This is a genomic window from Paraburkholderia dipogonis, assembly GCF_042680985.1.
In the GTDB taxonomy this organism is placed as follows: Bacteria; Pseudomonadota; Gammaproteobacteria; order Burkholderiales; family Burkholderiaceae; genus Paraburkholderia; species Paraburkholderia phytofirmans.
This window is the reverse complement of the sequence record NZ_JBHUFR010000008.1, coordinates 82,240-94,205: the sequence shown is the minus strand read 5'-3', so window position 1 is coordinate 94,205 and position 11,966 is coordinate 82,240. Positions and strand designations below refer to the sequence as shown.

Genomic DNA, 11,966 nt, shown 5'->3' with positions numbered 1-11,966 from the left:
CCGGATGCCATCCCCTGAAACGCCAACATCAGCAGGTTCTTTCATGCTTGAAAACTTTCGCGCTCACGCAGCCGCACGCGCCACGCTCGGCATTCCTCCCCTGCCGCTGACCGCCCAGCAGACCGCCGAGCTGGTGGAGCTGCTTACCAACCCTCCCGCGGGCGAAGAGCAAACCCTGCTCGACCTGATCACCAACCGCGTGCCCGCCGGCGTCGACGAAGCCGCCCGCGTGAAGGCCGGTTTCCTCGCCGCCGTCGCCAAGGGTGAAACCGCCTGCACGCTGATCCCGCGCGCTCGCGCCACGGAACTGCTCGGCACCATGCTGGGCGGCTACAACATCCAGCCGCTGATCGAACTGCTGTCGGACGCGGAACTCGGCACGGTTGCCGCCGAGGCGCTGAAGAAAACCCTGCTCATGTTCGACGCGTTCCACGACGTCAAGGAATTGGCCGACAAGGGCAACGCCAACGCGAAGGCCGTGTTGCAAAGCTGGGCCGACGCCGAATGGTTCACGAGCCGCCCGGAAGTGCCGCAAAGCCTGACCATCACCGTGTTCAAGGTGACGGGCGAAACCAACACGGACGACCTCTCGCCGGCGCCGGACGCCACCACCCGCCCGGACATCCCGATGCACGCGCTGGCGATGCTGAAAAACGCGCGCCCCGGCATCACGCCGGAGGAAGACGGCAAGCGCGGCCCGATCCAGTTCATCCAGACGCTGAAAGAAAAAGGCCATCTGGTCGCCTACGTCGGCGACGTGGTCGGCACCGGCTCCTCGCGCAAGTCGGCCACCAACTCGGTGCTGTGGTTCACGGGCGAAGACATCCCCTTCATCCCGAACAAGCGCTTCGGCGGCGTGTGCCTTGGCGGCAAGATCGCGCCGATCTTCTACAACACCATGGAAGACGCGGGCGCGCTGCCGATCGAACTCGACGTATCGCAAATGGAAATGGGCGACGTGGTCGAACTGCGTCCCTACGAAGGCAAGGCTCTGAAGAACGGCGCGGTGATCGCCGAATTCCAGGTCAAGTCCGACGTGCTGTTCGACGAGGTGCGCGCCGGTGGCCGTATTCCTCTCATCATCGGCCGTGGCTTGACCGCCAAGGCGCGTGAAGCGCTGGGCCTCGCGCCCTCCACCCTGTTCCGCCTGCCGCAGCAACCGGCCGACAGCGGCAAGGGTTTCTCGCTCGCGCAGAAGATGGTCGGCCGTGCGTGCGGCCTGCCGGAAGGCCAGGGCGTGCGCCCGGGCACCTACTGCGAACCGAAGATGACCTCGGTCGGCTCGCAGGACACCACCGGCCCGATGACGCGCGACGAACTGAAAGACCTCGCGTGCCTCGGCTTCTCCGCCGACCTCGTCATGCAGTCGTTCTGCCACACCGCCGCGTATCCGAAGTCGGTGGACGTGAAGACGCACCGCACGCTGCCGGACTTCATCAGCAATCGTGGCGGCATCGCGCTGCGTCCCGGCGACGGCGTGATCCACTCGTGGCTGAACCGCATGCTGCTGCCCGACACCGTCGGCACCGGCGGCGACTCGCACACGCGCTTCCCGATCGGCATCAGCTTCCCGGCGGGTTCAGGGCTGGTCGCATTCGCCGCGGCCACCGGCACGATGCCGCTGGATATGCCGGAATCGGTGCTGGTTCGCTTCAAGGGCAAGATGCAGCCCGGCGTCACGCTGCGCGACCTCGTCAACGCGATCCCGCTGTACGCGATCAAGCAAGGCACGCTAACGGTCGCCAAGCAAGGCAAGAAAAACATTTTCTCGGGCCGTGTGCTCGAAATCGAAGGTCTGCCCGATCTGAAGGTCGAGCAGGCGTTCGAACTGTCGGATGCATCCGCCGAGCGTTCGGCGGCCGGTTGCACGGTGCATCTGAACAAGGAACCGATCATCGAGTACCTGAACAGCAACGTCACGCTGCTCAAGTGGATGATCGCGCAGGGCTACCAGGACCCGCGCAGCCTGCAGCGCCGCATCAAGGCCATGGAAGCATGGCTCGCTGACCCGCAACTGCTGTCGCCGGATGCGGACGCCGAGTACGCGGCCGTGATCGAGATCGACCTCGCCGACATCCATGAACCGATCGTCGCCTGCCCGAACGACCCGGACGACGTGAAGACGCTGTCCGACGTCGCCGGTGCGAAGATCGACGAAGTGTTCATCGGCTCGTGCATGACGAACATCGGTCACTTCCGCGCGGCGTCGAAGCTGCTGGAAGGCAAGCGCGACATTCCGGTCAAGCTGTGGGTCGCGCCGCCTACCAAGATGGATCAGAAGCAACTGACCGAAGAAGGCCATTACGGCGTGTTCGGAACGGCCGGCGCGCGTACGGAAATGCCGGGCTGCTCGCTGTGCATGGGCAATCAGGCACAGGTGCGCGAAGGCGCGACGGTCATGTCCACATCGACCCGTAACTTCCCGAACCGTCTGGGCAAGAACACGAACGTGTACCTCGGCTCGGCCGAACTGGCGGCAATCTGCTCGCGTCTGGGCAAGATTCCGACCAAGGAGGAATACATGGCCGACATGGGCGTGCTGACCGCCAGCGGTGACAAGATCTATCAGTACATGAACTTCGATAAGATCGAAGACTTCAAGGACCTGGCGGATACCGTCACGATGTAAATGTGATGACGAGCTATGACGCGCGATGCGCGTTGTAGACGGCGTCAAAGCGCGCCATAGATGTTTGAACCGCACCCCAAAAAGGTGGACACCTGTCCAACGATTTGGGGTGTTTTTTATGGGCAGGTACAACTGCAATGCTGTAGTAGCGCGAAGCGGCTGCGCGCGATCGGCGCGGGTGTGCATTGCGCTATGCATGCAGGTCAACGGAGGTGGTATTCCCGCGATCACCTTGAACATGCAAGGAGCGTTGCTTTTAAACGGGATGAGTACGCGCGCGCATAATGCGACGCGCGTCAGGGCGCCTCAATACCGAGCGTCCTGATCAGACGCTCGCGCCGCTCGAGCGCCTGGAGCGAGCGCGTCCCGAGATGCGCCGCAACAAGATTCAGCAGGCCCTCGCAAAAGACGAGATAGGCGCCCATGCTGTTGCTGAAGAAGCTGCTCTCGTGCGGCACCAGAAACGCATGGCGTGCGGGCGGTACGAGCGGCGAGGCGAGCGTATCAGTGATCGCGATGACTTCTAGTCCGGCTTCCTTTGCGGCTATGGCGGCATCGGCGACACTGCGCGTATAGGGCGCGACGCTCGTGACGAGCACGACATCGCCCGGCTGCAACTGCGCGAGCCCTTCCGCGACGCCGAGCCCCTGCACGTCGAGCAGAGCGACGTCCGCGCGGATCATGCCGAGCCCGTAGCAGAAGAAGCTCGCCAGGGCGCTGAACTGGCGCAGGCCATGAACGCGCACGCGCTTCGCATTGGCGATGAGGCGAGCGGCGTCGCGCAGATCGGAAGGCGAAAGTTGCGCGATGAAGCCTTCCACATTGCCGATCGATTCGCGCGCGAGCTTCACGACCATGTCGACTTCGGGTGTTGCGTCGCGCGCGTGCGTTTTGCTGCTCGCGACGAGCCGCTCCGCCTGCTGGCTATAGAAACTCCGATGACGCTCGGCGAGGCTGTCGCGAAACACGCCCTGAAAATCCGCGAAGCCCGCATAGCCGAGCCGGGTGGACAGGCGCGTGAGCGTGGACGCGTTGACATCGAGCGATGCCGCGAGATCAGTGATGGTGCGCACCGCCGTTTCTTCGGGGCGTTCGAGCAGCTTGGCGAGAACGGTACGCGCCTTGCCGCCGAGCGAAAGCTCGGCCTCGTCGCGGCCAATGCGTTTTACCAACTCGCGCAGTCCGTCCACGCTGCGCGGCGGCATCCGCGCGTCCGCGTCAGTCTCGCTGGAGCGATGCCCCTTCTGTTTGCCTGTGTCCATTGATCATCCGATACCGGGCGGGCTGCCCGGGATGTTCGTGAACCTTCCATTCTATGTGAGACGCACGAATCGTCATATCGGCAGTGGCAAGCGTGTTCTCATCGTCGGGGTCGTTCGGGTCGAGACGATGTATCGGCAGCGCGGCATCTTGCCGATCGGCAAGGATCGCGAGCGGATCGACTGGTTCGCCGGATGCGAGCAGCGTATCGCCGCGCGCCTGCCGATGACGCGACGAATCCGTGATGATCTGCGAGAAGCCGTGCATCGACGGATGAATGGCGTGGTTTGCATGCAGCGAGGGCACTGCCACTTCGGTTACCGAACAATCGTGCGCGCTGAATTCGACGCTCAGCAGCGCGGGACTGCTACAGGCGCCGAGCGTCAGATGAAAACCGCCCGCGCGCGGATTATCCCTCACGATGGACAGGGCTTCGTCGAGATCACCCGTGTCGAGCATCGCGCGGGTAAGCACCATGCGCGGCACGCCCGCGACGACCTCACGCTGACGCAGATTGTTGACGGTCACGGCAAGACCGCCGTTCGTGACCGCGAACGTATGCCCCGGCAGCGAAGCCGGATAAACGAAGGCTGCGAAGCCCGCGCTGCCTTCGAGCTTGCATTCGGCAATCGCGCAATGCCTGGAGAAGCACGGAAGACCGTCTTCGTTGTGACTGATCCGACGCGTATCGACGCCGGGAATCTGCACGGTCGTGCAGCCATCCGGCGACATCGCCCAGAGATCGCCGCGGCAGTTCCAGAGAAAGACATCCTCGAAAGGCAGGCCAAGACCGATCGCCAGACCTTCGAGCTCGTCCCATACGCGCGGAAAGCGTTCGCGCACGAGCGCGGCCATGATCTTCGAGGTGTCGCTGCCACGCCATTGCATGACCGTTTGCCAGGCGTGCGTCGTCAATAGTTTCGCCCGCACGGCGTGCGCGCCGAACCGGCCGAGTGCTTCGCCCGCCTCGCGCGGTGAACCGGAGATTTCAATAAATCCGAGTGCTGCCATATTCAAAGTGTTTTGCAAAAGTTATTCGACGTGTTGCAGAAAATCGCGCAGGCGCTGATTAGGCGGATTATCGAGCAAATCGGCAGGCGGCCCGTCGACGGTAATGTGGCCGTGTTCCATGAAGATGAGCCGCGTGCCGACCTTGCGCGCAAACGCCATCTCGTGCGTGACAACGACCATCGTCATGCCTTCTTCGGCAAGCGCCTGCATGACGCGCAGCACTTCCTGGCGCAATTCGGGATCGAGCGCGGACGTGGGCTCGTCGAAAAGCATGAGCTTCGGCTTCACTGCAAGCGCACGTGCGATGGCCACGCGCTGCTGCTGTCCGCCGGACAGCTCGCTCGCATAGTGCCCGACGCGCGCGCCGAGTCCGACCTTCGTCAACAGTTCGCGCGCCAGCGACTCAGCGTCGGGCTTGCTCATGCCGCGCACTTGGCGCGGGCCGAACGCGACGTTTTCCAATGCCGTCAGCTGCGGGAACAGGTTGAACTGCTGAAACACCATGCCCGCTTCCTGACGAATCTCGCGCACCTTTTTCGAGCCGCCGAGCACGCTGATGCCATCGACCACGAGATCGCCGCCATCGATCTGCTCCAGCGCGTTGATACAGCGCAGAAGCGTGGACTTGCCCGAGCCCGACGGTCCGATCAGCACGACGACTTCGCCCGCACCGATGCTCAGGTCGACTTGATCGAGCACGACGGTCTGCCCGAAGCGCTTCGTCACTCGCTTGAACTGCACCATGTGGTTGGTCATGAGATGCTGGTGATTCATCGTATTCATAGGATGCGCATCCGCTTTTCCATGGTCCGCAGCCCGAAGGTCAGCGTGCCGATCATGCACAGGTAAATGAGCGCCACGGCCGTCCAGATTTCCACCGCGCGGAAGTTCGACGCCATGATTTCCTGCCCTTGCCGCGTGAGTTCGCCTACGCCGATCACGATGAACAGCGACGTGTCCTTCAGGCTCACGATGAACTGGTTGCCGAGCGCGGGTGTCATGCGGCGCAGCGCGACGGGACCGATCACGAATGCCAGCACGCGCCAGGCCGGCATGCCGAGTGCGAGGCCGGCTTCCTTGAGCCCGCGTGGCACGGAGAGAAACGCGCCGCGTACGATCTCGGCGATATACGCGCCCGAGTTGATGATGATCGACGCGACCGCCGCCGTCATCGCATCGACGCGCACATGCAGCAGCAAGGGCAGCGCGAAGTAGAGAAACATCACCTGGACCACGATCGGCGTGCCGCGTACAAACTCGATGTACGTGAACGCGATTTTCTGGGACAACGCGTTGCCATACGCACGCATCAACCCGAACAGCAGGCCGACGAGCATGCCGCCCGCCAACCCCGCGAGCGTGATCAGCACCGTGAGACGCGCGCCTTGCAGGAGCGCGGGCACGGCGTCCACGATGACCGACGGATCGAACTGCATCATTGAACTCCAGAGCGCGTGTAATCAGGATTTCGCCGGCTCGACGCCGAACCACTTCTTGTAGATCGCCGTATAGCGCCCGTCGGCCTTGATCTTCACCAGCTCGGCGTTGACCTTCGCCACGAGCGGGCTGCCCTTGGGAAACGCGATGCCGTACTGCTGCGCCATCATTTGCGGACCGACCGCCTTCACGCGCGACTGGCCCGCGGTGTGGATGTAGTAGAGAACGTTCGGCGTGTCGTGCATGGCGGCGTCCACGCGGCCGGTGGCCAGTTCGAGATACGCATTGTCAATGTTCGGGAACGCGCGCAAATCCGTGTTCTTGAAGTTCGCTTTCGCGTAATCAAAAGACGAAGTGCCAGTCTTGACCGCAAGTGTTTTGCCCTTGAGGTCGTCGGGTCCCTTGATCGTGCTGTCCGCGGGCACCATCAGGGTGAAACCGCTGTTGTAGTAGCCATCGGAGAAATCGATAACCTTCTTGCGTTCGTCTTTGATCGTGATGCCCGCGAGCGCGACATCGACGTTGTGGGTTTGCAGAGCCGGCAGAATGCCGCTGAAGTCCATTGGCTGGAGCTTGTAGTCGAGCTTCAAATCCTTGGCGATTTCCTTCCACAAGTCGATGTCGAAGCCGACATATTCATTGCCCTGCTTGAATTCGAAAGGCACGAAGGCGGTGTCGCACGCCACGAGTAGCGTGTCGGCGTAAGCGGCGCTGCTGGCGAAGGAAATTGCAGCCAGGGCAGCCACGGCGAATTTTGCGGCGAGTTTCATGGAGACTCCTTGTCAATAAGAAGAAAAGCACTTCGCAATGAAATTTGCTTTCTAGTTGTTTGTGCAAATCTGTTTGCGAAGTGTCGTCGATCAAATTAACAATGCAACTAGGGGTTTACACCTAGTTTTATCCGTCGCCGTATTCAGGGTGAGAGACGTGCCGCGAAGATGGAGCAGCCCGTACTAAAGTGCGTTGCACGGTTGCTCTGCGTACACGTTTAGCTATGCCAGGCGCCCGGCATGAACGAACAGCGGATTCGCGATTGATGCGGGTCGATGACGTAGCCTATGAGGTCACGTTACGGCACATGAGCTGTCCAGCCGCCTCGAGTTGTCCGGCTTCGTCAGAAAGACAGCCTTTGTATGACGGTTGCGTGGCGGATGTTGCGGCACCGCCTGTGGCGCGCGATCATCACTCTTCGGCGGTGTCGCCTTCCTGGCTGTCGACGCCGAACGCAATCTCGCGTTGATTCAATTCGTGAGCCCGCGCTTCGAGCTTTGACATCACGGTCTCCAGCAGGCGCGCCTCGTCATCATTCAGGCAGGCGGTAAATTCGATGTTGTATTGCTGGCCGGCGGCGTGCGCCCGCGCATACACCTGCTCGCCTGATTCGGTGAGCCGCAGCAAGGACACACGCTTGTTCGCCGGTTGTCTCCGGTTCGCCAGCAGCCCGCGTTGCACGAGCTGCGTGACGCACCGGCTCGCGATCACCGTGTCCAGCCCTGTGAGTTCCGCGAGCCGTGTGAGGTTGAGGTCGGGGAATCGTCCAACGAACGCCAGGATGCGCCAGTCGCGCCGGCTAATGCCGATTTCACGCCGGAACATCAACCCCACTCCCTGAACCGCCACGCGCGTCAGGTTATGCAACCGGTACAGCAGAAACTCGTCGATATGGCTGGGATGTTTCAGCCGGGGCTCGTCAGCGGCACCGGGCGCGGTGGGAGTGTGCGACATGGGTCTCGGTCCTGAAGCGGAAGGGGCATTATGCGCGATTGTGCAAGCGCACATACGATTGATTAGGTCAAACGTGGGTGCCTTCCCTAGCATCGGGGCATGTCGTTCACTAACGCTCCCGGCGCCGATTCATGACAGCCATCCGAAACGTCCTTTTCATCATGTGTGACCAGCTGCGGCGGGATCACCTCGCCTGCTACGGCCACCCCTACATGCGCACGCGCAACATCGATGCGCTCGCCGCGCGCGGTGTGCGCTTCGATAACGCCTATGTCAGCTCCGGCGTCTGCGGGCCGTCGCGCATGTCGTATTACACCGGCCGCACGATGACGAGCCACGGCGCGAACTGGAACCGCGTGCCGATGTCGATCGGCGAGATCACGCTCGGAGAGTATCTGCGCCGCCATGGACGTTCGCTCGCCCTCGCCGGAAAGACTCATGTTCAGGTGGACGCGTCGGGCATGGAGCGGCTGGAAATCGGCAGGAACAGCCCGCTTGGGCTGCGCCTTTCTGCGGGCTCGTTCGTCGAACTGGACCGTTACGACGGGCATCACGAACCGGGCCGCGAAAGCGGTTATCCCGCGTATCTGCGCGCACACGGGTATGCGAGCGAGCGGCCCTGGAGCGACTATGTGATCAGCGTCGCAGACGAGCGCGGCGAAGTCCGCTCGGGCTGGCACATGCGCAATGTGCGCTGGCCGTCGCGCGTCGCGGAGCCGCACTCCGAAACAGCGTATATGACCGATCAGGCGATCCGCCATATCGAACAACAGGCCGACGAGCCGTGGGCGTTACACCTGTCGTACGTGAAGCCGCATTGGCCGTATGTTGCGCCGCATCCCTATCACCAGATGTACTCGCTCGATCAGTGCCTGCCGCTCGTGCGCCACACCGCAGAGCTGGACAATGCCCACCCGGTGACGGCCGCTTATCGCCAGCATGAAGAGAGCGTCAATTTCTCGCGCGACGAAGTGTCCAACACGGTGCGGCCCATTTACCAGGGATTGATCCAGCAGATCGACGATCATCTCGGGCGCCTCTGGGACGTGCTCGACCGGCTGAATCGCTGGGACGACACGCTGATTGTCTTCACCGCCGATCACGGCGATTTCCTCGGCGATCACTGGCTCGGCGAGAAAGAGCAGTTCTACGATACCGTGCAGCGCGTGCCGATGGTCGTGTACGACCCATCGCCCGAAGCGAATGCCACGCGCGGTACGGCCGAGGCGCGCTTCACGTCCTGCATCGACGTGGTGCCGACCGTGCTCGAAGCGCTCGGGCTGCCTTCGTATGAGGAGCGGATCGAAGGCAAATCGTTGTTGCCGTTGCTGCGCGACACGCTCACGCAGGAAAGCGGATGGCGCGACTATGTGGTCTCCGAACTCGACTACAGTTTTCGCGGGGCGCGCCTGACGCTCGGCCGCGCGCCGCACGAATGCCGCGGCTGGATGGTGCGTGACGCGCGCTGGAAATACGTGCACTGGCTCGGCTACCGGCCGCAACTGTTCGACCTTGAAGCGGACCCGAACGAGTTCATCGATCTCGGCGGCGAGCGCACGCATGAAGCGATACGTACGCAAATGCACGCGAAGCTGGTCGACTGGCATGCATCGCTCAAGCAGCGCGTGACGATCGACGACGCGGGCGTCGCGAGCCGCACAAATACGCACAGGGACTGGGGCGTGTTCTTCGGCGAGTGGTAACGCGCGACGTGCCGCGCGAGCCAAAGCAATTCAAAAGATCGAAAAGACCTTCGGCGCAGGCGTATTGGAGACACCATGAATAACGCTTCGAGCAGTTCCGCCGATGATGGCGTCTTCCGCAAGGTCGCGCGCCGCATCATCCCGTTCATTTTCGTCTGCTACGTAGTCAACTTCATCGACCGCGTGAATATTGGTTTTGCAAAGCTTCAGTTCCTGCAGGACCTGAAGCTCGACGACTCCGTATTCGGCATTGCGGCGGGCATGTTCTTCGTCGGCTATGTGATTTTTGAATTGCCGAGCAATCTGCTCGCGGCACGCATTGGCGTGCGCAAGACGCTCGTGCGGATCATGGTGTTGTGGGGCGCGCTGACAGTCGTACTGGCATTCGTGCGCAGTGCGCATGCGCTTTACGTCGTGCGCTTTCTGCTTGGCGCCGCCGAAGCGGGTTTCTTTCCAGGCGTGATTCTTTACCTGACCTACTGGTTTCCCGACCGTCGGCGCGGATGCATCATGAGTCTCTTCGTAATGGCTGTGCCGCTTGCGGGTATCGTCGGCGGGCCGCTGTCGGGCTGGATCATGAGTCATTTGCACGGCGAGCTTGGATTCGCCGGCTGGCAATGGCTGTTTCTGATCGAGGGCATTCCGGCCATCGCTTTGGGCCTCGCCGCATACTTCGTGCTCGACGATCGTCCCGCCGACGCCAGATGGCTCAACGACAATGAGAAGGCACAGATTGCGACAGCGTTAAATGCGGGACGCGCGCGGCATGCAGCCGAAGCGCGCTCCCATGCACCGTTGGCCGATGTACTGACCAATCCGCGCATCTATCTGATGTCGACGATCTACTTCAGCGTCTTCATGGCGCTTAACGCAGTCGGTTTCTGGATTCCGTCGCTGCTGCGCCAGGTCGGCGTCCATCGCATCAGCGATATCGGCTGGATGAGCGGCGCAATTTCGCTGTGCACGGCCATCGGCATGCTGCTGCTCGGGCGGCATTCGGATCGGCACATGGAGCGCCGCTGGCATGTCGCGGGCTGTGGCTTCGCAGTAGCGGCAAGCTTTCTGTTGCTGCCCTTGACGGCGCATAGCGTCGCGCTAACCGTCGTGTTGCTGGTGATCGCGTCAGTTGGCATATACGCAGCGCTGTCGCTGTTCTGGACGATTCCCACAACCTATCTTAAGGAAGATACTGCAGCGGGAGGAATTGCGACGATCACCGCGCTCGGCGCGCTCGGCGGCGCTGTGAGCCCGTGGATGGTGGGCGCGCTGAAGACGTCGACGGGAAGCTTGTACACGGGGCTGGGCGCGATTGGCGTGCTGCTTGCCATCGGCATGGTCGTACTGTTGTTGTGCGTTCAGGCCGTGCCGGCGAGCGACAGGCGGCCTGCCCGTGATGCGGTGGTAAACCACTGAGCGCATACGATCGGGTCTGGCAGCAGGAGTCGATTACAGCCTTGCCCCTCGTCCAGAAGTCGTCATCGCCGTGACGCCCTTAACATCGTGAAGGTGTTTGTAGCGCGACAACGCATTCTTTAGACGCGCGTTCAAGCCCTCAACGGGCCAGGTAGAAATCCAAAGGGATAAGCTCGACGGCCCATCCGCCTTCTTCGCCAAGCGTGGCGGCCGGATGCATGGACGCGAGGCGCAACGCCTCGTCGCGGCTATCCGCCTCGATGACGAACAGGCCGCCCACCACTTCCTTCGACTCGGTGTAAGGTCCATCAGAGACTTGTGTCTTGCCGCCACGCGGGCGAAGCGTCCGCCAGGTGTCCAAATCACCCAGCGACGCTGAAATCAGCACCTTGCCGGTAGCCCGCATTTTCTCGTCCAATGCGGGGCATTGGCTCACCAGTTTCTTGACGTCGTCCGGTGCCATGGCGGCGAATTGTTCAGGGGTGAAGTAGGCCAAGCCGAGGTATTTCATGGGAGGTCCGTTGAGTGGTGGATACCCTGACGACGAATCTGATGATCGAAAATCGACAGTCTTCTGGAAAAGATTTTAGTGGGTCTCGCCAGCCTGTTCGCTTTGAACCGCGTGGTGCCGACTGCCGAAGCCCGTGCCGCCCATGCGGGTAGCGTGAGGCGACATGCGGCGCGCCCGCGGGCTGCTGTCGGGACCCGTGCATGACGATGATGGGAGAAAACGAAAGCCGCCTGCAAGCGCGCCTGCCCTGCACGGATTTATGCGGGAGGGGTAGACT

Annotated in this window: 10 protein-coding genes; 3 read left to right on the top strand and 7 right to left on the bottom strand. The window is 62.1% G+C overall.

Going from position 1 to position 11,966, the window contains the following annotated elements; all coding sequences use genetic code 11:
* The first annotated feature begins 43 nt into the window (after nucleotides 1-43).
* Nucleotides 44-2,629, top strand: coding sequence for a bifunctional aconitate hydratase 2/2-methylisocitrate dehydratase (acnB, locus tag ACFSNN_RS10460; protein ID WP_134456032.1), 2,586 nt, complete (start codon nucleotides 44-46; stop codon nucleotides 2,627-2,629).
* A gap of 296 nt (nucleotides 2,630-2,925) precedes the next feature.
* Here acnB and ACFSNN_RS10455 read toward each other — a convergent pair whose 3' ends face one another.
* The 6 genes from ACFSNN_RS10455 to ACFSNN_RS10430 form a co-directional block, all read right to left on the bottom strand.
* The gene (locus tag ACFSNN_RS10455) at nucleotides 2,926-3,891 is read right to left on the bottom strand and encodes a MurR/RpiR family transcriptional regulator (RefSeq protein ID WP_134456031.1); all 966 of its coding nucleotides are present in this window, start codon (nucleotides 3,889-3,891) and stop codon (nucleotides 2,926-2,928) included.
* Entirely contained in the window at nucleotides 3,848-4,900 is a 1,053-nt protein-coding gene (locus tag ACFSNN_RS10450; protein ID WP_134458840.1) for a C45 family autoproteolytic acyltransferase/hydolase, read from the bottom strand. The genes ACFSNN_RS10455 and ACFSNN_RS10450 overlap by 44 nt, the downstream gene beginning before the upstream one ends.
* 21 nt (nucleotides 4,901-4,921) lie before the next feature.
* Nucleotides 4,922-5,683 (bottom strand): glutamine ABC transporter ATP-binding protein GlnQ, encoded by a 762-nt coding sequence (gene glnQ, locus ACFSNN_RS10445; protein ID WP_134456030.1) that lies wholly within the window; start codon nucleotides 5,681-5,683, stop codon nucleotides 4,922-4,924.
* Nucleotides 5,680-6,336, bottom strand: coding sequence for a glutamine ABC transporter permease GlnP (gene glnP / locus ACFSNN_RS10440; RefSeq protein ID WP_134458838.1), 657 nt, complete (start codon nucleotides 6,334-6,336; stop codon nucleotides 5,680-5,682). The genes glnQ and glnP overlap by 4 nt, the downstream gene beginning before the upstream one ends.
* Nucleotides 6,337-6,360: 24 nt before the next feature.
* Nucleotides 6,361-7,107, bottom strand: coding sequence for a glutamine ABC transporter substrate-binding protein GlnH (gene glnH / locus ACFSNN_RS10435; protein ID WP_134456029.1), 747 nt, complete (start codon nucleotides 7,105-7,107; stop codon nucleotides 6,361-6,363).
* A 412-nt stretch (nucleotides 7,108-7,519) separates the two neighbouring features.
* Nucleotides 7,520-8,062: a MarR family winged helix-turn-helix transcriptional regulator gene (locus tag ACFSNN_RS10430; protein ID WP_134456028.1), complete on the bottom strand. Its 543-nt coding sequence runs from the start codon at nucleotides 8,060-8,062 to the stop codon at nucleotides 7,520-7,522.
* A gap of 131 nt (nucleotides 8,063-8,193) precedes the next feature.
* On the opposite strand from ACFSNN_RS10430, the gene ACFSNN_RS10425 reads away from it, so the two are divergent.
* Both ACFSNN_RS10425 and ACFSNN_RS10420 read left to right on the top strand, forming a co-directional pair.
* On the top strand, nucleotides 8,194-9,765 hold the full coding sequence (locus tag ACFSNN_RS10425; RefSeq protein WP_134456027.1) for a sulfatase-like hydrolase/transferase: 1,572 nt from the start codon (nucleotides 8,194-8,196) through the stop codon (nucleotides 9,763-9,765).
* 75 nt (nucleotides 9,766-9,840) lie between these two features.
* Nucleotides 9,841-11,178: an MFS transporter gene (locus tag ACFSNN_RS10420; RefSeq protein ID WP_134456026.1), complete on the top strand. Its 1,338-nt coding sequence runs from the start codon at nucleotides 9,841-9,843 to the stop codon at nucleotides 11,176-11,178.
* A gap of 139 nt (nucleotides 11,179-11,317) precedes the next feature.
* Here ACFSNN_RS10420 and ACFSNN_RS10415 read toward each other — a convergent pair whose 3' ends face one another.
* Nucleotides 11,318-11,689, bottom strand: a complete 372-nt coding sequence (locus tag ACFSNN_RS10415; RefSeq protein WP_134456025.1) for a YciI family protein — start codon at nucleotides 11,687-11,689, stop codon at nucleotides 11,318-11,320.
* Nucleotides 11,690-11,966: the final 277 nt, after the last annotated feature.

Coding starts and splice junctions, on each gene's coding strand:
- ACFSNN_RS10430 (WP_134456028.1), bottom strand. CDS start 8,062: ATGTCGCACACTCCCACCGCGCCCGGTGCCGCTGACGAGCCCCGGCTG.
- ACFSNN_RS10415 (WP_134456025.1), bottom strand. CDS start 11,689: ATGAAATACCTCGGCTTGGCCTACTTCACCCCTGAACAATTCGCCGCC.
- glnH (WP_134456029.1), bottom strand. CDS start 7,107: ATGAAACTCGCCGCAAAATTCGCCGTGGCTGCCCTGGCTGCAATTTCC.
- ACFSNN_RS10455 (WP_134456031.1), bottom strand. CDS start 3,891: ATGGACACAGGCAAACAGAAGGGGCATCGCTCCAGCGAGACTGACGCG.
- glnP (WP_134458838.1), bottom strand. CDS start 6,336: ATGCAGTTCGATCCGTCGGTCATCGTGGACGCCGTGCCCGCGCTCCTG.
- ACFSNN_RS10450 (WP_134458840.1), bottom strand. CDS start 4,900: ATGGCAGCACTCGGATTTATTGAAATCTCCGGTTCACCGCGCGAGGCG.
- glnQ (WP_134456030.1), bottom strand. CDS start 5,683: ATGAATACGATGAATCACCAGCATCTCATGACCAACCACATGGTGCAG.
- ACFSNN_RS10425 (WP_134456027.1), top strand. CDS start 8,194: ATGACAGCCATCCGAAACGTCCTTTTCATCATGTGTGACCAGCTGCGG.
- ACFSNN_RS10420 (WP_134456026.1), top strand. CDS start 9,841: ATGAATAACGCTTCGAGCAGTTCCGCCGATGATGGCGTCTTCCGCAAG.
- acnB (WP_134456032.1), top strand. CDS start 44: ATGCTTGAAAACTTTCGCGCTCACGCAGCCGCACGCGCCACGCTCGGC.